This window comes from Nocardia paucivorans NBRC 100373, from assembly GCF_000308675.1.
Classification (GTDB): domain Bacteria; phylum Actinomycetota; class Actinomycetes; order Mycobacteriales; family Mycobacteriaceae; genus Nocardia; species Nocardia paucivorans.
In genome coordinates this window covers 313,545-335,016 of record NZ_BAGE01000046.1, presented here as the reverse complement: position 1 = coordinate 335,016, position 21,472 = coordinate 313,545, and the positions used below count along the sequence as shown (strand labels likewise).

Genomic DNA, 21,472 nt, shown 5'->3' with positions numbered 1-21,472 from the left:
TCGTATCGCTCGGGGGTTCTCGCTCGATCTCGCCGACGATGAGGCTGTTTACAGTGGCGTGGAGTTGCCTTCGGAAGTTGCGCGAGTCTATGTGCGTATCGCGAGTGTGGTGGACAGGTTCGCGTTGGTGGAGGCGATCGATGCGCTGCCCGAGGAACAGAAGCCCGGCGCCACCTTGCACTTTGTGGAAGGGCTGATGCTGACGCAGATAGTGGCAGAGAGGGGGCTCAGCCGGCGTCAGGTGGACCGAGTGCAGCAGGCCGCGGTCGCGTTGGCCGGGGTCTTGCCGCCCATCCCCTTGCGAGTCGTCGCCGCTACTGCAGTCGCCGGTCACGTCGATCCGGTATCCGTGATTCGGCTCGGTCTTCATATGGACCCGGAGATGGTGCGGCAGGCCGTTGTTCGGGAGGACGATCCGCGGTATCGGGAAATCCTCGAACTGTTCGTTCAAGGGCTGACAACGGGTGAGATAGCTGTGCAGGTGGGGAGCACCAAGAAAACCGTTCAGGGGTGGTTGCGTCGTGCCGCGAATGCATTGGTCAAAGATCTGGCCGCCGGCCCGGTGGATCTCGATCCGGGGGTGGTGCAGCGGATGCGGTCGGCCGTCGTGGCGGTGTTGGCGGGGGAGGATGATGCCGGGGTCGTCGAGGCGCGTGGGTTGGTTGCCGCGGCCGGGGATGCCGATATCGCGCGGGCGTTGGGTGCGGTGTCGGCGGCGAATGGCCAGTTGTTGTGGCGGCGGTTCGGGTTGGGGATACGGGCCGGGGAATCGGATGTGGAGGTGCGGCGGGCCGTCGATGGGTTGGCGGCGGCGTTACGGGATTCGCGATCCGGTATGGAGCTTGCGGATCTGCCGATCACCGATCCACACCACCCCGACCACGAGTCGCTGGGCGGCTGGATGGGTGTGATCCGGAGGAATCATGGGCTCACCCAACAACAGCTCGGTGAGTTGGTGGGGCGGTCCAAGAGGTCCATCATGCGCTTCGAGACCGGCCATCAGTCTGTTACCGTCGAATATCTGCGGTCGTTCGGTGCGGCCCTTGGTATTCCGGTCGTTACTCTGCGGGAAGCAGTCGAGCATTTTGCCCCTGGTCTCGTCGGTGCTTTCTTCGATTCTTCTGCCGATCGCGACGATTTCGCCGTCGACCAGGTGGCCGAGGGTGGTGAGGGGCTGCCTTCGGAAGTTGCGCGAGTCTATGTGCGTATCGCGAGTGTGGTGGACAGGTCCGCGTTGGTGGAGGCGATCAATGCACTGCCCGAGGAACTGCGGCCCGTCGCCGACGTGTGCTTCGTAAAGGGCCTGTCGTCGGCGCGGGCGGCGGCCGAGACGGGGATCGAACTGCCTCGAATGCTCCGGCTGCAGCAGCAGGCCGCGGTCGAGTTGGCCGGGATCTTGCCGCCCATCCCCTTGCGAGTCGCCGCCGCTGCTGCCGTCGCCGGCCGCGTCGATCCGGTATCCGTGGTTCGACTCGGTCTTCATGTGGACCCGGCGACGGTGCGGCAGGCCGTTGCTCGGGAGAATGATCCGCGATACCGGGGAGCCGTCGAATTGCTCATTCGAGAGCGGATGGTACCGGAGATAATCGCGCAGACAGGACGCTCCGAGCCACCCCCTTTGAAGTGGTTGCGGCGTGCCGCGGAGGCAGTGGTCGAGGACCTGGCCATCGGTCCGGTGAACCTCGATCCGGATATGGTGCAGCGGGTACGGTCGGCCGCTTCAGCGGTGTTGGCGGGGACGGACGAGGCCGGGTTGGTCGAGGTGCGTGAATTGATCGCTGCGGCCGAGGATGCCGATATCGTGCGGGCGTTGGGGGTGGTGTCGGCGGAGGACGGCCAGTTGTTGTGGCGGCGGTTCGGGTTGGGGATACGGGCCGGGGAATCGGATGTGGAGGTGCGGCGGGCCGTCGATGGGTTGGCGGCGGCGTTACGGGATTCGCGATCCGGTATGGAGCTTGCGGATCTGCCGATCACCGATCCACACCACCCCGACCACGAGTCGCTGGGCGGTTGGATGGGTGTGATCCGGAGGAATCATGGGCTCACCCAACGACAGCTCGGTGAGTTGGTGGGGCGGTCCGAGAGATCCATCATGCGCTTCGAGGCCGGTCAACGGTCTGTTACCGTCGAATATCTGCGGTCGTTCGGTGCGGCCCTTGGTATTCCGGTCGTTACTCTGTGGGAAGCAGTCGAGCATTTTGCCCCTGGTCTCGTCGGTGCTTTCTTCGATTCTTCTGCCGATCGTGACGATTTCGCCGTCGACCAGATCACTCACAGTGGTGTGGATGGGGTCATCGATGGCGGCGTGGAGTTGCCTTCGGAAGTTGCGCGAGTCTATGTGCGCATCGCGAGTGTGGTGGACAGGTCCGCGTTGGTGGAGGCGATCAAGACGCTGCCCGAGGAGCAGAGAGACGGCGCTGCCTTGCACTTTTTGGAAGGTCTGACGCTGAAGCAGACGGCAGCCGAGGTAGGGATCCATTACAAACGGATGATCAGGCTGGAACAGCAGGCCGTACTCGAATTGGCCACCATACTGCCACCCATACCTGTCCGAATTGCCGCCGCTGCTGCCGCCGCCGGTCGCATCGATCCGATCTCCGTCGTTCAAGCCGGTTTGCGTGGAAATCCGTTGTTGGCGCGAGAGGCAGCGGCCCAACTGATTCGTCCGGAGCATCGGGAAGTCATCGAACTGCTCGGTCAGGGACGGACGGTACCGGAGATAGCCGCGCAGGTGGGGCGCAGCACGTGGACTGTTCGGGATAGGTTACGTGGCGCCGCGGATGCGGTGGTCGAGGGTCTGGCCACCGGTCCGATGCGCCTCGATACGGATCTGATGCAACGGATACGGGCGGCCGTTGCGGAGGTAACGGCAGGGGATACCGGGTTGGTCGAGGCGCGGTGGTTGGTTGTCGCGGCCGAGGATGCCGATATCGAGCGAGCAATGGGCGCAGTATCGGCGGAGGACGGCCAGTTGTTGTGGCGGCGGTTCGGGTTGGGGATACGGGCCGGGGAATCGGATGTGGAAGTGCGTCGGGCCGTCGGTGAATTGGCGGCGGCGTTGCGGGATTCGCGACCTGTTGCGGATCCTTCGAATCCATCGATCACCGATCCGCGTCATCCTGACCACGAGTCGCTGATCGACTGGATGCGTGCGGTCCGGACATATCATGGACTCAACCAGCAGCAACTCGCCAAGTCGATGGGGTGGTCCGGGCGTGCTGTCCAATCCGTCGAAACCGGTTCGCGTTCGGTTACCGTCGAATATCTGCGATCGTTCGGTGCGGTCCTCGATCTTCCGGTCGCTACCCTGCGGGCGGCAGCCGAGCGTTTCGCCCCTGATCTCGCCGGTTATTTTGTCGAGTCGCTTCCGGATCCGATGGACGACCGATTCGAGTCGTTGGGGGACTGGTTGGTGGCGGTCCGGAAGGCTTTCGGACTGACTCGGCTGAAATTCGCCGAACGCCTCGGCGTCAGCGATGTTTTTGTCGGTTTCACCGAGAGAAACAAGCGGGTCGGAAGAGCGCACCTGGATAGGGTGCGCGACGCATTCGACATTCCATCGGAGACCATGCGTTCGGCCATGTTGCGCTTCAAGCCCGAACTCGCCGATTTTTATGGCGATCGCTCGTTTCCGGGGGATGCGTCCGGCTCGGTGCGAGGACCTTCGGCGGTGCCCGATACGCCGGAGGTTCGGGCTTTCCTCGCCGAGCTGCGGGAGCTCGGTGCCGGCTCCGGTCTCTCGACCGGGCGGGCGCGGGAGTTGGTCGATCGGGCGCCGCGCGCGTTGTTGATGGAACTCGCGAAAGGGCTGAATTCGCAGAGCGAACGCCGTTTGGGTGAGCTGTGGTTCGGGGAGGGGATCACCGATCGCGGTGAGTTGGCGGTCCGCCTGGGTAAGAGTCCCGAATCCACCGGCTCGTTGCGGTCCCGCATGGCCCAGAAGCTGGCCCGGAAACTGCTCGAGGCCGCCGTCGTCGACGGAACCGGTGAATCGAACGTGGGTGGGCCTCCCGCGATCGGGCGGTCGGCGTCGGCCCTCGACCTTCCCGGTTCTTCGACGCGGCGTGGTGCCGATGTCGTGACGGGTAGGTCGGCTCCGGAGGAGGTGCCGGGGGAATTGGCGCCGTATCGACGGTCGGAATCGTCACCGACCCGGCAACCCGATCGGTGTGGCCCGCTGGTGGTCGCCGATATCGAGACCGAATACGGGCGTACGTTCGGCCGGGTGCCGCAGCGCGGAGATCTTGCCGGGACCTGGGTCGGCGATATCGAGTCGGTACTGGGTGGGCAGCGGGCGCGGATCCTGAGCGATATCGCCGAGGCGGATGCCCGGTTGCGGGCATGGGGGGAGGAACTGGATCGGCGCGGGGACGGTAGCGGCGAGAACATCGCCGTGGTGGTGTTCGTTCCGGCGGTGCCGGGGACCGATGAGCACGGCGCTCTCGGCCATGCCTTCTGGTTGGTGCGCCGAGTGGAGCGGGATGGGACCGTGCGGGTGGAACTGCGGGACCCGGGCGCGGGGGTGTTCCGGCCCGAATTCGTCCCACACACCATCCCGGCGGATCAGGGTATCGCGGCGCTGTTCCTGGATCACCGGGGCGAGCAGGTGGGTCCGGCGGTGATGCCCGATGCGGGGGACGGTGTGCGTTTGCGCGACAGCGACTTCCTGGTCGGCCAAGCCGCGTCGCGCCGCCGGTGGAAGCCTCCGTACGGAGGTGAACCGTCCGGTAATCGCGGCAATTCCCAATGGAATCCACGTTCTCGACTGTCGATGGTCGCGGTGTTGCCGGCCAGTGCCGTAGCCGACGGAGGTATCGAGCGACGGGAGTCGGTGAACGCCGCGGGCGACCACATGGTCGAGATATTCGATTCCGCCACCGAGAGGCTGCTGTTGCGGATGACGGCGACCGACGGGCCGGTGCCGCGGTTGCAGGCCGAACTGCATCTGAAGAAGGGCAGCGGGCAGGAGACGCCGGAACTGGTCGAATGGCTGGTCAAGTCGGTGATGGGCGGATGGAAGGTTCGAGACCATATCGAGCGGGCGCGCCTGCGGATAGGGTTCGCCGTATCGACTCTCGCCCTACGCGCCGACTCGACCGTAACGATGACGGTGACCGGCGTACCCAAAGCTCGGGAAGCGACCCTGATGGTGGAGGGAGACTACGAGGGGACTCGTCTGGACTTCTTCGAGGCAAGTGGTCGGTACCGGGACTGGTCGATGGAATCCGACTGGTCGCTGTTCGCGGATGAGAAGGTACGGGAGGGCCTCATCTACTTCGGCGAGGGCGATGAACAGCTGCTCGACACCCGGAGGCGATTGGTGCTCGCTTCCGAGCAGGTGGATTTCGCGGTGCTGTGGGTGTCCCTTGCCCTGCACACATTGTCGAGGGAAAACCCGGCCGGAGCGGTATATGGGCTGTTGGCGCAGATAGCGAAACGGGACATACCCCATGTGGCGGAGCGGATGTCGAGGGCGGAAAATCTCGATGCCACCGGCGAGCGTCTCGACCGAGCCGGTTTCCCATCGTGGAAACAGATATCCGGAGACGGATTTCGGGCGGTTCTCGATATCCTCCGGCCGGAGCGGTTGACGGCGCTGATCACGGATCTGGAGCGTGTGGCTCCGATGCATCGTCTGGGTCGCGACCTCGCCGAGCTGCGTTCCATCCGGGCGGAGATCGAGCAGATATGGCAACCGCTGGGACTGGACCGTTGGGCCACGCCCGAACCGGAGCAGTACCGGTGGATCTCGTCGGATCGCGCGGATCTGGCCGAAAACCTCCGGTCGAAGTGGGGATCGGCGACGTCGGTGCCGCCCGAGCCGCACCGTCCGAATGCGCGCCCGGCCGCGGTCGAGCGCAAGCGTGGTAGGAAAGCGACTCCGTACCGGGAAACCGGTCTCGTCGATGGGCTGCACACCGTCGGAGCGGACCACGCGGCTCTCAATGCGCCGTCGCAGGCTCCACCGGTGGTATCGCCTCCGCCGCCATCGGTCCCCACCCCGAAGGATGCGCTGAGGAGCATCGCATCCCCCGCCGAGGGCCGCGATGGTTCCACCGAGCCCGCACCGGCCGTCGGCGACGGTGGCGCCGCCCGCACCGCACCGTCCGATTCGACCGGCGCCCGCCAGGCGCAGAACATCGCCAACCAGTGTGGGCGATTGGTATTGGAGCTATTGCCGTGGGTGAATCGGGATGCGCTGCCCACGGCGGAGGAAATCGCCCTTCGCGGCCTGGCGGTGATGGACATCTTGCATATCGCGAATGGGGATCCCGCGTCGGTGCGACGGTTCGAGGCCGGTTCGGCACATCCGTATCGGGGCGTTGCGGATGCGCTGCGGTCATTGCCGGAATCCCGGCGGGAGGGAGCTTCGGCGCTGGTGTTCATCGGTGCCGGTGAGATCGACGAACACCATGACCTCGGGCATGTGTTCCGGCTGGTGTATCGGGACGGCGCGATACGGATCGAAGATCCGGGCAGGGGGGTGTCCGGGGTGTTCGAGGACTCGGCCGGACCCGCGGAGCTGCGGGGTGTATGGGCGGTTGCCTTCGATCCGGACGGCAATTCGATCGATCTGTCCGGTGGTCGTCCGGTCGAGGCGGGCGAACTCGATTTCGCGGTGGGTCTTTCGGCGGATACCGTCGCCGATCTGGTGCGGGCGCTCTTGGACGAGGCCGGGTCGGAATGGGTGGCTCAACTGCTGTCGTTCGTCAAGATTCGACATGTAGGTCGGATTACCGGTGGATTGACCGGTTACTTCGACGGTCCCGAGATGACGAGCCTCATCCAGAAGCATGGCATGGGTCTGCTCGGCCAGGCGATAACTCTGATCCATGAGAATCGGCACGCTCTCGACTTCCACCAGAATTCCCTGGCGAGCCCGTACACGATGTCTCGTGACGAGTACATCGAGGCGAGGTTGCGGGAAGAGGCCCGAGCATACGCCAGTGAGGCCCTGGTGGCTCTGGCGTTGGAAGAGCTCGGTTATGACGTCGTGCTCGCGGACGGGTACCGAACCCAGTTGGATATCTTCCGAATGGCCTATCTCGAGGCTGTCGAGGACGCCGCGGAGCTGCGGCCGGATCTCGCCGTGGCGCAGCAGGAGGCCATCGGATACGAGGCCGGTGTCGAGGCCCTGCTCGAATATCTCCACTCGACCGGAGAGTGGGAGTACTACGTGCGGCAGGCAGAAGACAGGTGGGATTTCGCTCGTGAATTCGCCGACTCTGCGAAGCTGCACACACCGACCACGGATGAACGAAGGCAGGAGATCCGATGGGCCGCCATGGCTCGATCCGCCGCCCACCGAGACCTCGCTCGGCTGGATCGCGCCCTCGAACGGGAGCTGGAACGGCAGCGTGTCGCTACGCCCGAACCGGTTTCGGCCGCCGACGCCCGACGTCGCGAGCACGCCACACTGATCCTGCGTGACCTGGTCTCCTGGCGTGCGACCGCGGCGCGGGACGTGGCCGCACGGAGCGCGGAGGCCGAGGCGTTGGCGGCCCGCGATGTGCTCGACGATGTGCTGAGTCAGGAGCCTGGTCGGATATTGACCGATCACGTCGCGGCGATCGACGGTGACGATCCGCGCCTGTTCGTCGTGGCCGATGGCAGTGGACATGCCGAGTTGCGCGACGCCGCGATCGCCGCTCACCCCGAATCGGCCGACCTCGCGACGCGTGGATGCGTGTATCTGTCCGCTTCCGTCGACTGGAACGGCGGTGTATGGCTGAGCTATGTCGGAACGCCGGAGCCGCGCCCCGTACCGGACCTGCCCGAGGTCCCCTGGCTGAATCTGGCCGAACAGGCCGCGGAGCGGCGTCTACGCCGGGTCCGGCACATACTGCGGGAGACGGTGACCGGTCGCTGGGCCGACGGTGTTCTGCGTGACAACGATATTCAGGTGCTCTTGGAGGTGAACACCGACGACCGGCTGTACCCGGCCAGGAAGGCCTTGGTGCTCGATATCGGCGGTTCCGACGCCGAACTGGCCGCCGCCATGGTCGCGGGCGCCTTCCACGTCCACCAGGAGCGAACGCGCACCGACGGCACGGCCGCGCGGGAGCTGATGATGTCCACCCGCGCGGACTATGTGCGGCGGCGTCTCGACCAGGAGGCGGAGGCGCTGGCCGGGCGTGCGGAGGCGATGCGGCAGCTGCGGGAAGCCGGCCACGACACCGACCCACCCGATGCGGTGGAGCTCGCCTACACCGCTGCCTATTTGCGGTCTCTCGATGTCGTCGCTCCCGACGGTCCGCCGTCCCCGGACGAGGTCACGGTTGCCTGGAATGTCGGGATCGCGGCCGTGCGCCCGCTGCTGGAGCACATCGGCCCGCGACTGGCCGGTGGTACCTACGCCGACTTCTACGGTTGGGCCTGGGATGACGCGCACGGGCGCGATCGCGCCCCCGCCTCTGTCGAGGGGGTGGACACCGCCGTGCAAGCATCGGGGGCGGTTGTCGATTCGCAGGCCGAGCTCGATATCCAGGGGCGGCTGACCGCGCTGGTCCGGGAACAGGAGGAGGCGCGGGCGCGCCGGGCGCAGAACCACACCGCCCTGGCCGATATGGGACCGGAGCTACCCGAGCCCGGTTCCGTGGAGCTGGAACTGCTGCACCGCGCCTACGACCCCCCGAGCCGGCACCGCGTCGCACTCCTCGAGACCCACCATCGCTGGGATGCCCGGGTGAGGCTGCTCGACGAGGTGATCGACGCCTACGAGCAGGCCGATCTCCAGCGGGACGAATGCGATCGGCTCGCCGTCGAGTATTCCCTCGACCCCACCCAGGTGCGGCCGGGAACGCCGCTGTTGAACACGTTGACGCGGGAACGCGACGAGATACGGGACGAACTGGCGAAACTCCTGAAGATCGAACCGGCGCAGATCACCGTGGAGCGAGCCCACGACCTGGTGGAGAAGGCGCGGTGGCAGCCGCCGGTCAGGGGCGGTGAATCCCCGAGCGACAACCGAGTGATCACCATGTGTGAACGCTTCCTGGCCGTCGACCCCGTTGTCCGAGCGACAGAGCTCCTGGCGGAACGGGAGGCTCACGCCCGGCAGCTCGACGCACAGGCCCACCCCACCGCACCTTTGGATCCGGCCACACGGATCGGAGATACCCTCGGCCGGATACCGGATCTCGACGCCGACGGCCGCACCGCGCTCACCGCGGTACTCGACCGGGTGTTGGCACACAAGGAAGTCCGGCTGTGGCCGTTGGAGCGGCTCGGCACGAGCCACCGTATTCGAGTTCGCGACATGAACGGTGGCCCGCTGCTGGATATCGAGGTGGCGGATGCCGCGGTGACGGTGCGCACCCGGCTCCACCGCGACCGGCCGGAACGAGCGCAATTGGCGCAGTTGCTGCTACCCGCACTGATGACCGGTTGGCCCGAACGGCAGGTTGCTCATGCGATCGACACCGTCGTCGAACGGACCTCCGGTACGGATTCGGGCCGTGCTCCCCGATTGATCGGGGCCGATGGCGTGGTCACCATGGTGCTTTCCGGAACGCGAGGCACCCGAGAAATCCATGTCACCATCGACAATGTCGCCATCGGCAGCGACCAGGGCGACCTGGCGTTGCATTTCGGCGAGGAAGACGACCCACCGGGTGGAAGTCGCGCCGATACCGGTCCGGAGCCGGACCCCACCGAACCGTTGGTCGGCCCGGACCCGGCCGGTACACCCCGAAACGACAGCGGCGGTGATATCGACGGGGAGCCGGCAACCAGGCCGTGGTGACGACCCGCCGGGTCGGGCTGCAAGGTATGTGGGCCACCGATTTCGCCGCCGATGCCGGTGGTTCGCTGTCGTATTTCCCGGTCGATCCCCAGCGGGCCCATAGCGGGCTCGAAGCCGCGATACGGGAATTGGTGGCCGACCTGCCCGCCGCGGCACGCGACGGGGTATCGGTGCTGGTGGTGGTCAAAGGGTCCTGAGGTCGCGGGACGAGGCGCGAGCGGCCACGCGTACCGGTACGACGAGTCCGGGAGTGACGGTTGGATCGAGATCCAGGACCCGGGCAAGGGTCTGTTCGGAAGATTCGAGGACTTCGCGGACACCGATACCGATGGTTCGGACGGTATCTGGGCCGCGGCCTTCGACCGACACGGTCATGCGCTGGATCTTCCGGGTGGCGAACCGAACGGCCCGGCTCCCGATTTCCGGGTCAGGGAGACGACCGTCACGGAAATCGTCGAAACGATTCGGGCCGCGCTGACCGAATACCTGGACTCCGTGGATGTGCGAGTACGAGTGCGGTCGGCGCGGCACCTACCCGACACCGCCGAGGCGCAATCGTCGCCGATTCGGGGACGGTTGTTGGTCCCGGTCGAGCTCGGTGATATCCGTGCCGCCGAAACCCTGATCTGTTATGTCCCCGAAACGGTCGCAGACCAGGATGATCTCTACGACGACGTCGCTTCCGCCGTCGAGTATTTCGGGCAACAACGCGATGCGCGCGGTTCGGTGGCGATGGTCGGGCTGTTCACCTTCGACCTGACCACCGCCCCCACCGAGAGTTGGGCCCGGATCCTCGAATACCGCGTCCGGCACGACAGCGCCGAGCTGATCCGGCTGGCCACCGAGTGCAACGACATAAGAAAATCCGCCGCGAACCGTCCGGATCGACCCGCAGTCCACCTCGTGGGACGGGGCGAGGGCGGTGATGTGGTGCTCGCCGCCACGGCCGAGCCGGACTTCGCCGGCGAATTCGATTCGGTCGAGCCGGAACCGGGCTGGGATGTCCTACAGGTGGCTCTCCCGTCAGAGGCCGATGTGCTCGCGGGATTCGCGCTGCTGGACCTGGAACAGACCGGTGACGACCCGAGGGCGGTCGCCTCGGTGTGGGACGAGGCGGGACCGGCGAAGCAGGCGCTGCTGGTATTGGCGCCGGAGCGCATCGCGGATCTCGCGGGTATCCCGTTCGACACCCGCCACCAGGCGCAGATGATCCTGTTCGGCCGGGAACTGGCCGAGGCGCGGGCCGCGGCGATCACCGAGGGCGATGCCGCGGCGTACCGGGCCATGCGATATCGGGAAGAGATGGTGCGGGTGTTGAATCTCGCCTCCCGTTGGGCGCATCGGTTGCCGGGGCAGGAGCTGCTACGGGTGTTGGCGATGGCCGGCACCGACGGTGCGACCCACTGTGTGGGGATCGGTTCGATAGCGTTCGCGCAGCGTCTGGTCGTGCACGTGTGGGGCGGTCGGTCCACCCCGGAAACACTGGAAGCGGGCCTACAGCGAGCGGTGGACCACCATCAGGAGCTGTCCGTGTCCGATCCCGAAAGGTTGACCGCGGCCCTGGTATGGCAGGGGCGGGAGGTCGACGGGCCGGTATCGGATCTGGTCGACCTGATCCGATACCGGATGTATTACGCGGAGACAACCGGTATCGAGATGCCGGGAATCCACCTGGTGGGACACGGTATCGGGGAGATATTGGTCCCTGCGGCGCTGCTCGACGCCCGATTGCTGTCCTATTTCGACCGTTTCGTGCCATCCGCTCCGGAAACCGAGGACTCGGTTCCGGAACTCGAACCCGCCGCGGCGGAATTCCTCGAGGCGAGCGACCCGGACGAACCGCGCGGCGCCCCCGATCACTCCACCGTTTCGTCGGAAGCGGACCCACCCGGTTCCCCGAGCGAGACCGTGCCCGGTCTGCCGGGAGATCGGCTGGTGGAACTGCGCGATATCGTTCGTGACGAACGTCGTAGTGCCCGCAGACGCCTGGATGTGATGTTCGGTCCGCGCACGGCGGCGGATATCGTGCGACCGGGATCTGCGTTGCGGGCGCAATGGGCGGGCGAACTCGCTCGGGAACGGGCGATTCTGGCCGGCCGGCTCGGTATCTCCGCCGACGAGCTGACCGTGAACGTCCGGGTGCGGCAAGTACTCGCCGAATCGGAAGAGTCCCCCTGGTTGGCCGAGGCAACGCAACGGTTCTCGCGCGCCTACGACACCATGGCCGCCATCGAGGCCTTCGAACTCGCCGATACGCGCCTGCAACGGATCGACTCCCTGGAGCCGGCGTTGCTCGCGTCGTATCAGCGGGCGCAACAGCAACTTCCGGGTGCGACCGAGGAATTCGCGCATTTCGCGGCCGACGCGGATCGCCTGAACGCGGCGGCGGGTGAACTCGTGGCGCGCCGGCGAAGCATGCCGCTGCCGGAACCCGTGCGGGACAAGCTGGTCGACTGGGCCGATTACGGGCTGACCGCGCTCGAGCTACTCCAGGACCCGACCGTCCCGGAGCGTTTGCGTGACCTCCTGAGGGATACGCGCGAACGGCTGGTCCAATGGTTCGGGATCGACCCGGAATCGCTGAGTGCTCGGCAGTTGGAGCAACTGGCACCGAATGTCGAACTACCGGTGTGGGTGACCGATCCCGACGAGATGTCACCCCGACTGTGGGCGATGGAAAAAGCACGGCCGGCGGAGCGCTACCAACAACTGCTGTCCCTACTCGACTACCACGACACCCTCCTGCGGCGCGAATTCGAATTGCAGCGTCTCGGGCACGAATTCGACACCGACCTCGCGGAGACGGTGACGAGGGCGAACCTGGACGCCGATGAAAACGACAACGGTCTGTCGGATATGGCTCGCGCCCGCGACCGTTGGCCACAGAACTGCGCCCCCGGTGTGATTCGGGTCGTCGGCGATTTCGTTCGGCGGGTAACCGGTCGGGAACCGGCCGGCGTGACCGATAACGCGTTGGTGCGGGCACGCGGGCTGGACAGAGGCCGATTCGCGACGGAGCTGGGCGCGCACTGGCGGCGCGATGCGGTGGTACTCGGTTCGTTGGAGCAGACCGTGGCCCATGTGCACCGCCACGGAGGAGCGGTCGCGGGGGTGATGCGCTTCGGTTCCTCCGGTGATCACGCGTTCGCGGTGACGACCGACGAATCCGGACATGCCGTGGTATTCGAGATGGTCGACGACGTGGAATACGTATGGGTCGATGAGGACGAGATCCGAGAGTGGCTGGACGGTTGCGCCGATCGGGGTGTGACCACGGTGCTGGGCATCGTTTTCGACAGCGCTGGGAAACTGGTTCGCCCTGGTGAGGGTGTGGGCGAGAACCTGATTGCGGCCGATGACACCGACGAAGGTTTCGTCACCGGTTCGGCCGGACCGCACTGAACCGGTCCATACCAGGAGGAAGTGCCGCGCCGGGTGGCCCCGGACCATGAATCACCGAGCGTATTGGTGGCCGATCGTTGCCGGCCGTAGCCGCTTTGCCTCGGGCGCCGAGGGCCTCGCCGGAAACCGTCGTCAGGGTGCGCAAGGGAGACCCACGAGTGAGGGGCCGGAATTGCGGGCACGGGGGATGTCCTGGGCCGCTATGAAGCCGGGTTCCGTCCCGCTCCGGGTGCGCTCGCTCGACGCGCGGTGGAGCGTTCCGCGATGGCGTCGGCGACCTCTGCGACAGCGCGGCGGATCATGGCTCCATATTCGTCGTCCGAGAGAGCGTGGATGCGCTGTCGGGCGGCGGTGATCTGTTCTTCCGCGGCCTCCCATGAACCGAGTCGCCGGTAGTTGTCGGCCAGGTTCAGATGCAGCGAAGGGTAGAAGCCGGCGATGTGCAGGCCCGCATGGTGGCGTTGCACTCGATCATCGGTGATGGCGTCGGCAGCGTCGAGGGCGCGGATATCCCATCCGAGGGCCTGGGCCGGATCGTCGTAGAGGTCGGCCAGGTAGTGCGCGAGAGTGCAACGATGCAGCGGGTCGCCCAGCACACCGATCTCCTCCCATAAGGCGAGCAGCCGTATCCGGGCGGCAGCGGTGTCGCCCTTGCGCCCGAGCATGACGGCGGCGGTGATGGCGTTCATGGTGGGGTCGGGGGTGACCTGCGCGTCGGCAGTCATTCGTGTGCTCCGTTCTCCGCATCGATGGTGGCGGGGTCGACCGGCATGGCCAGGGTGGTGAGATCGCCGTTGTCGGCGGATCGGATGACGATCGGGTCGGTGGTGTCGCCGATATCGATCATCACGTCGGGCCCGAGAGCGGTGCTCACTGCTGGGTGGAGGGTGGTGAAACCGAAGGCCAGCTCCACATTCGGGCCGGTGATCACGGCCGGGACCCGGGTGCGCTCGCCGGTGCGCCGCGCCGAGACGATGATCGACCCGTCCGAGACGCATAGCCGCAGATAGGGTTCGCGCTGGTTCTCCAGAGCATGGATCAGGGTGCTTTTCGAGGTCACCACACGTGTACGGGCCGTGGGCAGGGATACCAGGAGGGCCTGATGGTCGGGGAAGGGTTCGGACAGGACCCGACAGGTGGACGCGGTGTCGTCCCCCGCCCGGAATCGGACATCGTTGGGGCCCGCCTCCAGGTGCACGCGGTGCTCGCGTCGGATTTCCGGGAGTGCGAACCGCAGATCGTCGCCGTCGACCGTGGCAGCCCATTCGGTGGGGCCCGGCACCTCGGGGACCAGCGTGCGGGTGGACAGCCGGTAACGGTCGGTGGCGGTGAGCGTCAGCGACTCGGGCGACACCTCGAGGTGCACCCCGCCCAGTACGGGAAGGTTCGGCTCGTGCACGGTGGCGGCGAGAATCTGCTCGACCGCCGCAGCGAAAACCGGTCCGTTGACCGTCGCCACCGACCACCTCGACGACTCCCCGAGGGACGCCTTGACGATATCGGCGGTCCGCCGCGCCCGGTGGGCATGCCCCGCGAGTTCTGCCACATGACCGTCGATCAGATCGGCCGCGCCGGCGGCATCGGAGTCGAGGACCCGGGCGATCGTGTCCAGCGGCATACCGATCTCTCGGAGCCGCCGGATGATCACCGCGTGGTCGACCTGGGCGACGCTGTAGTAGCGGTACCCGGTGACCTCGTCGATATCGGCGGGCGGCAGCAGGCCCGAATCCGCGTAGAACCGCAGCGCGCTCGAGGTCAGACCGCTCGAACGGGCGAAGGCACCGATGGTTATCAGCTCAGAACCGGACACCCGCCCATGATCGGGGTTCGAGCAACATGAAGGTCAAGTCGAAGCGACAGACCGATCACGTGCCGGAACCCGGGTGGTCGGTCCGGGAAAATGGGTTGCCGACGGCGATAACGTGAAAGTACGGGCCTCTAGCTCAATGGGTAGAGCAGCGGACTTTTAATCCGTGGGTTCGGGGTTCGAGTCCCCGGGGGCCTACCGACCGCTATTCGCAGCGGTGCGTTGTGTCATCCCGTCGATCATCGGCCGGTCCGAGCTCCGGCGGCCATATCCCCCTGGTCGGTGAAGGCGGCGGCGTTCACCGACGCCGCTGCCGCGTCGAGGATCCGTCGGCGATACGTGCTCGGCTGTGGAGCAACGGGATTCGACTCGTGTGCGGTGGTTCGGTGTGTCATGGTGTCCACCATGGAGGGCGTCTCGCCCGGTGAAAACGCCCGGAGGAAAGTCGGAGACATCCTCGAGCGGAAGCAGCAGACCAGGGCCGGGAGCGATGTGGAGAGCGCAGAGCTCACCGGCCCTTCGATGCCATGAGCTGCATCGATCGAGTTCGAGCTCAGCGGTACGGCCAAGCGGCGATGGCATCGTCCACGGCCTTCTTCGTATCGGTCGAAAGGCTCTCGACGAGGTGGGTGACCGTGGTGTCGCGGGAACCGGAACGACGCGACGCCTTCCACGTCCCGACGACGATTCCGTCGACGAGGATCGCTGGACGGAATACGCCGTTCCCTCCCGGGACCAGCGCCTTCAACGCGGCCGGGCTCGCGACGAGGGACCGGTCGGTATAGCCGAGAATCCACTCGTCGAATCCGGGCACGAGACACACGTGGTCCGGGGCCTCCCCGCCGTCGCCACCCGGTGGCGCACCGATGACCCACGCCGGTGTTCCGTTCACCGTGACCTCGACCAGATCGTCGATCGATGCCGCCGCGCGCCGCAGCATGGTCTTGGGCAGTTTGGTCCACCAGGCGAGGTCGGCGAGGGTGGCGGGGCCTCGGGCTTCGATATAGGAGCGCACGATTCCGGTGAGCGCGCTTTCGGGGTCGTCCGGTGGCGGCGTTGTCGACAGCTCGAGCATCTGCTCATCGCGGGTGGCCGTGAATCGTCCCCAGTGGACGAAACCGTCCACGGCCAGGTGCATGAACAGATGGTAGCCACGTCCGGCCGTGGTATCGATACCCGCTGCCTCCCACAGCGCCAGAGCTTCCGCGCGGGTGCGGGGGCGTTCGGTCAACGCCTCGTGCAGGACGTCTCGGGCGTGGGCGATGAGGTGGGTGTCGAGTCCGAGTTGTTCGCGGCGTCCGGCTGTCATGCGGTGGATGCGTTCGGCGGTGAAGTACAGCAGGGTCGCCAGATGTCCGGGAGTGGTCGCGAAGAGCGTTCCGCGCATCGGCCACGACCGGACGAGTCGTCCTTCGTCGAAGGCACGAACAACGTCGGCGACGGTGGTGTCGGGGCGGGAACGGAGCGCGATGGCGCGCACCACGGCGGACAGGTCCTGCCCTTGTAGGGCCACGGCCCGTTCCATCACGTCCGCGGGTGCGAGGTCCGAGCCGGCGAGCAACTGGTTGCGCAGGCGGTGTCGGCGGGCGTGTGGGGCCGAGATATCGAAGGCCATGAAAAGTGATCCTTTCGCGTCCGACCCTGAAGTATGGCGTACCGGGTTGGACGCGGCAGCGATGGGAAGAGGCCGGTTCTCGGTCAGCGGAGACCGGCGAAGAACGCGCGGATATCGCCGGCCAGGACATCGGGCACTTCCATGGCGGCGAAGTGTCCGCCTTCGGGGAAGCGGCTCCAGTGGACGATATTGTCGTTGTCGCGTTCGGCGAAGACCCGGATGGTTTGGAAATCGTCGGCGAGCACGGCCACGCCGGTGGGTGCGTGGTTGATGCGCGGTTCGGCGGTGACCTGCGCGTTCTCCCAGTAGGCGCGGCTCATACCGGCTGCCGCATTGGTGAACCAGGTGATACCGACCGCGGCGAGGATCGAGTCGAGCGGGACGCGGGAGGTGCCGTTGCCGAACGATTCGAACAGTTCGCTGTAGGCGAGCAGGCCGACGGGGGAGTCGCTGAGGGCCGCGGCGATGGTTTGCGGGCGGGCGGCGTTCATGGCGTTGTAGCCGCCGACCTTCTGGAACCACTGCATGTGCTCGAGACCGGCGTAGTCGGCGGGTTCGAGTTCTTCGAACTCCGCGGGGTCGCCGGAGGGAAACGAGAACAGCTGCAGGACATGGAGTCCGAGGAATCCGGCCGGTTCGAGCAGCCCGAGTTCGCGGGCGATCATGGCGCCTTGGTCGGAGCCGTGGACACCGTAGCTGTCGTAACCGAGTCGGCGCATCAGGGTGTCGTAGGCGCGGGCGGTGCGGGCGGTGTTCCAACCGGTGTGGCGGACCGGTTGGGAGAAGCCGAATCCGGGGGAGTCGGGGATGACGACGTGGAACGCGTCCTCGGCTCGTCCGCCGTGCGCTTCTGGGTCGACGAGCCGATCGATCAGGTCGAGGTAGTCCGCCGACGAGCCGGGGTAGGTATGGGCCAGCAGGAGCGGTGTCGCCTGGGAGTGGGGTGAGGTGACGTGGATGAAATGGATCGGCTGGTCGTCGATTTCGGTGATGTGGTGCGGCAGCTCGTTGAGTTGTTTCTCGAAGGCGCGCCAGTCGAAACGCCGCCACTGTTCGACCGCATGACGCAGGTAGTGGTTCGGGGTGCCGGTGGTCCAGTCGTCTGCGGGGGCGGGTTGCGGCAGGCGGGTGTGGGCGAGCCGCCGGTCGAGGTCGTCGAGGGCTTCCTGCGGGATCTCGATGTGGAAGGGGTGGATGTCGTTCGGCGTCGTGCTGTTCATATCGCTGACGCTATCCGCATAATAGGCAGGATCTTTTCCTGATATCGGAGGAATTTTGGCGGATCCCGCGGCACGTCTGCTCATCCTGCTCGGCCTCCTACAGAGCAGGCCGGTATGGCCCGGAACAGAACTCGCCGAACGTTTGGGGGTGTCCGCGCGAACCATTCGGAACGACATCGAACGCCTGCGTTCGTTGGACTATCCGATCGAGGCGACCCGCGGTCGGGACGGGGGCTACCGGCTCGGTGCCGGTGGTCGCCTGCCACCCCTGTTGCTCGACGACGACGAGGCCGTCGCGGTCGCGATCGGCTTGCGCTCACTATCGGCCGTACCCGGAATCGAGGCCGCCGGTGGTCGGGCATTGACCAAGCTCGAGCAGGTCCTGCCATCCCGGCTGCGCCCGACCGTCGACGCGCTGTCCCGCGCGATCGACCACGCCCCGGAGAACACCGGCACCGATGCCCCCGACCCGGAAGTCGACGCAAAGGTCCTGCACGCCATCGCCACCGCCGTCCGGGCCGGTGAGTGGTTCCGGTTCGAGTACGACGGCGAGCCGCGACTGGTCGAGCCGTACCGGCTCCTCGCCTGGCAGCGCCGCTGGTATCTGGTGGCCCGCGATCCGCGAACGGGAACCTGGGACGTCTACCGGGCCGACCGGCTCCGGCCGCGTATGCGCACCGGCCGCCTCTTCCGTCCCATTCCCGTCCCCGGCGGGGATTTCACCACGTTCGCCATGCGACGGATAGCGGCCTCCGGGTGGAACGTCCACGCCCGGTTGCGTATCGACGCACCGGCCGTGGAGGTTCTGAATCGCATCAACCCGGCAGTCGGAATCGTCGAGGCCGTCGACGACCACACCAGCGTGCTGGTGACCGGCGCCGACACCCTACAGACCATTGCCGCCTATATCGGCATGCTCGACCTCGACTTCACCGTCGAAAGCCCCGGTGAACTCCGCGGGCACTTGCGACGACTCGCGACCCGATACCACCGCGCCGCCGCCCTGCCGCCGGTGTGACCCGCTCGATCGTCCGGTGACCCGACTCACTTCCCCCGGTATGTTCCGAAGCTCCAGTGGTTGCCCTCCGGATCGGCCACGGTGAATTCGCGTGATCCGTAGTCCTCGTCGCGGAGACCGCGCACCGTTTTCGCGCCGGCCGCGAGGGCCCGTTCATAGAGGGCATCCGGATCGGTGCAGACGATATAGACGGATTCGGTGCCCGGTTGCCGATTATCGGGCAGGCCGGTGTCCCTACCGGCCGTCCCGAACATGATCCCCCCGCCGAGCGGCCAACGTAGTTCGCCGTGTTCGACCACTGTCGGATCGTCTTCCCGTGTGTACAGGGCGGTCGGCTCGAAACCGAATGCCTCGACCAGGAAGTCGGCGGTGCCGCGGGCATCGCGGAAGGCCAGGCAGGGCCAGACGGCCGGGGCGGATGTCGTTGTCGTGGTTGCTTCGTTCGTTGTGGTCATGAACTCAGCGTCGCCGCTCACCCTCGGCCGGGTCTTGTACGGATGGAAGCTCCTCCGCCAACCAGGCCGTCGGGCTGCAACCGGCGAGTTCGGCGAAGTCTCGGTTCAGGTGCGGTTGGTCGTAGTAACCGCATGCCGCCGCGACCTGGGCGATGGAGACGAACGATGGAGCGTTCGACAGCATTCGTTTGGCGCGTTCGAACCGGGCGATCCGGGCCGCGAGTTTCGGACTCGCCCCGAACTCGGTGCCGAATCGCTTGGTGAGGTGTTGGCGGCTCCATCCGATGCGTTCGGCGAGCGCGCCGACCGATACCGCGCCGTCGGATCCCACCACCGTCCGCCAGGCCCAGGCGAGTTCGGGAGCGACCAGCCGTTCCGGGACCACGAGGCGGGTCAGCACCCGATCGCAGGCCGCGAACCGATCCGCCCAGGTGGTGTGTTCGTGCAGTTCCTCCCACAGGCGGTGCCCCAGCGGCCCGACCACATCGGTGAACTCGACCGATGTGTTCCACAGTTCGCTCGCGGGCATTCCGAACAGCGCTCGACTGCCCAACGGGGTGAGTTCGATTCCGATGCCCTCCTGGACACCGCCGTGGGAGATCAGGGCCGGCCCGTCCTGGAGGCCGCTCAGGACGCAGCGGTAACTGTCCGGAGCCTGTCGATTGTCGGTCTGGGCCACCACATCGATATTTGGACCGATGGCGACGATGAAGGTCATATGCCGGGAGGGGAGTCCACGATGCAGCCCCGGTGCGAATCCGGACATGCGGTAGCCGAGGTAACGGTCGATGAAGGTGGAAAGCACCGGCGCCGGCCGGGCCGTCACCACCTGCGAGGTCGACTCCATGGCGTCACGTTACGCCGTCCCTCGGACAGGTTCGGCTTCCGAAGTCTCCACACGCCTGTATGAGAGAAAGATAGTAAATTACTCTTATATTGTCTACTTTTATATTGTCGCCAAGGAGGGTGGCGAGCGAAACCCGGGCTGCGATCGAACAGCGGGAGGACGACACCGCTGCCGGACTCCATGCGGGCCCCCGCACGCTCGCAGGTAGACGCGGCCCGGGCCCTGGCCGCGCCGAGTCGGCGCGCGCGTAGACTCCTATCCTCGTGAGTCTCACCCTCGGAATCGTCGGCCTGCCCAACGTCGGAAAGTCCACGCTGTTCAACGCGCTGACCCGCAACGACGTACTCGCCGCGAACTACCCGTTCGCGACCATCGAGCCGAACGTCGGGGTGGTCCCGCTGCCTGATCCCCGGCTGGACAAACTCGCCGAGATCTTCGGCTCCGCCCGCACCGTGCCCGCCACGGTCTCGTTCGTCGATATCGCGGGCATCGTCAAGGGCGCCTCCGAGGGCGCCGGGCTCGGCAACAAATTCCTCGCCAACATCCGCGAGGCCGACGCCATCTGCCAGGTCGTCCGCGTCTTCTCCGACGACGACGTGGTGCACGTGGACGGTCGGGTCGACCCGGCCGCCGATATCGAGGTCATCGAAACCGAGCTGATCCTCGCCGACCTGCAGACCTTGGAGAAGGCGGTGGTCCGCCTGGAGAAGGAAGCCAAGGTCAAAAAGGACCGCAAACCCGTCGCCGAGGCCGCCAAGAAGGCTCAGGAGGTCCTCAACAGCGGTCGCACCCTCTTCGCCGCTTCCGGTGAGGTGGACACCACCCTGCTCAAAGAGCTCTCGCTGCTGACCACCAAACCGTTCCTCTACGTGTTCAACGCCGACGAATCCGTCCTCGGCGACGAGGCGAAGATCGCCGAACTCCGGGCCTCGGTCGCTCCCGCCGACGCGGTCTTCCTCGACGCCAAGGTGGAGGCCGAGCTCCTCGAACTCGATGCCGAATCGGCGGCCGAGCTGCTGGAATCCATCGGGCAGTCCGAACCCGGTCTGCACGCGCTGGCCCGCGCCGGGTTCCACACCCTCGGCTTGCAGACCTACCTCACCGCCGGCCCGAAGGAGGCTCGTGCCTGGACCATCCACCAGGGCGACACCGCGCCGAAAGCGGCGGGGGTCATCCACACCGACTTCGAACGCGGCTTCATCAAGGCCGAAGTGGTGGCGTTCGACGACCTGGTGGAGGCCGGATCAATGGCCGCGGCGAAGGCGGCGGGGAAGGTCCGAATGGAGGGCAAGGACTACGTTATGGCAGATGGCGACGTGGTCGAGTTCAGGTTCAACGTATAACCGAGCGCTTCGATTCGATG

The 21,472-nt window shown here is 66.4% G+C and carries 12 protein-coding genes and 1 tRNA gene; 6 read left to right on the top strand and 7 right to left on the bottom strand.

Going from position 1 to position 21,472, the window contains the following annotated elements:
- Positions 1-64: 64 nt before the first annotated feature.
- The 3 genes from ON32_RS17295 to ON32_RS17280 all read left to right on the top strand — a co-directional run bounded on the left by ON32_RS17295 (position 65) and on the right by ON32_RS17280 (position 13,147).
- Positions 65-9,745 (top strand): helix-turn-helix domain-containing protein, encoded by a 9,681-nt coding sequence (locus ON32_RS17295; RefSeq protein WP_157224220.1) that lies wholly within the window; start codon positions 65-67, stop codon positions 9,743-9,745.
- Positions 9,739-9,942: a hypothetical protein gene (locus ON32_RS17290; protein WP_040791917.1), complete on the top strand. Its 204-nt coding sequence runs from the start codon at positions 9,739-9,741 to the stop codon at positions 9,940-9,942. Before ON32_RS17295 ends, ON32_RS17290 begins: the two co-directional genes overlap by 7 nt.
- Positions 9,943-10,240: 298 nt before the next feature.
- Complete coding sequence (locus tag ON32_RS17280) at positions 10,241-13,147, top strand: hypothetical protein (RefSeq protein ID WP_157224219.1); 2,907 nt, start codon at positions 10,241-10,243, stop codon at positions 13,145-13,147.
- Positions 13,148-13,347: 200 nt separating this feature from the next.
- On the opposite strand, the gene ON32_RS17275 is transcribed toward ON32_RS17280, so the two are convergent.
- Complete coding sequence (locus tag ON32_RS17275; protein WP_040791914.1) at positions 13,348-13,872, bottom strand: hypothetical protein; 525 nt, start codon at positions 13,870-13,872, stop codon at positions 13,348-13,350.
- A complete protein-coding gene (locus ON32_RS17270) occupies positions 13,869-14,957 on the bottom strand; it encodes a DNA polymerase III subunit beta family protein (RefSeq protein WP_051133349.1) in 1,089 nt (362 codons plus the stop codon). Before ON32_RS17270 ends, ON32_RS17275 begins: the two co-directional genes overlap by 4 nt.
- Positions 14,958-15,079: 122 nt before the next feature.
- Here ON32_RS17270 and ON32_RS17265 point away from each other — a divergent pair.
- Positions 15,080-15,152, top strand: a tRNA-Lys gene (locus ON32_RS17265).
- A gap of 41 nt (positions 15,153-15,193) precedes the next feature.
- Here the strand turns inward: ON32_RS17265 and ON32_RS28910 are convergent.
- The 3 genes from ON32_RS28910 to ON32_RS17255 all read right to left on the bottom strand — a co-directional run bounded on the left by ON32_RS28910 (position 15,194) and on the right by ON32_RS17255 (position 17,789).
- Positions 15,194-15,349: a hypothetical protein gene (locus ON32_RS28910; protein ID WP_157224218.1), complete on the bottom strand. Its 156-nt coding sequence runs from the start codon at positions 15,347-15,349 to the stop codon at positions 15,194-15,196.
- 158 nt (positions 15,350-15,507) lie between these two features.
- Positions 15,508-16,569, bottom strand: coding sequence for a winged helix DNA-binding domain-containing protein (locus ON32_RS17260; RefSeq protein WP_051133348.1), 1,062 nt, complete (start codon positions 16,567-16,569; stop codon positions 15,508-15,510).
- Between the two features lie 83 nt (positions 16,570-16,652).
- On the bottom strand, positions 16,653-17,789 hold the full coding sequence (locus tag ON32_RS17255; protein ID WP_040791913.1) for an epoxide hydrolase family protein: 1,137 nt from the start codon (positions 17,787-17,789) through the stop codon (positions 16,653-16,655).
- A 55-nt stretch (positions 17,790-17,844) separates the two neighbouring features.
- On the opposite strand from ON32_RS17255, the gene ON32_RS17250 reads away from it, so the two are divergent.
- Positions 17,845-18,807 (top strand): helix-turn-helix transcriptional regulator, encoded by a 963-nt coding sequence (locus tag ON32_RS17250; RefSeq protein ID WP_040791912.1) that lies wholly within the window; start codon positions 17,845-17,847, stop codon positions 18,805-18,807.
- 26 nt (positions 18,808-18,833) lie between these two features.
- On the opposite strand, the gene ON32_RS17245 is transcribed toward ON32_RS17250, so the two are convergent.
- Together ON32_RS17245 and ON32_RS17240 are read right to left on the bottom strand one after the other, a co-directional pair.
- Positions 18,834-19,262 carry a VOC family protein gene (locus ON32_RS17245; RefSeq protein WP_040792004.1) on the bottom strand — a complete coding sequence of 143 codons (429 nt, stop codon included), beginning with the start codon at positions 19,260-19,262 and terminating at the stop codon, positions 18,834-18,836.
- A gap of 4 nt (positions 19,263-19,266) precedes the next feature.
- Positions 19,267-20,109 carry a helix-turn-helix domain-containing protein gene (locus ON32_RS17240; RefSeq protein WP_040791911.1) on the bottom strand — a complete coding sequence of 281 codons (843 nt, stop codon included), beginning with the start codon at positions 20,107-20,109 and terminating at the stop codon, positions 19,267-19,269.
- A gap of 263 nt (positions 20,110-20,372) precedes the next feature.
- Here ON32_RS17240 and ychF point away from each other — a divergent pair, with 263 nt between their 5' ends.
- Positions 20,373-21,452: a redox-regulated ATPase YchF gene (gene ychF / locus ON32_RS17235; protein ID WP_040791910.1), complete on the top strand. Its 1,080-nt coding sequence runs from the start codon at positions 20,373-20,375 to the stop codon at positions 21,450-21,452.
- Positions 21,453-21,472: the final 20 nt, after the last annotated feature.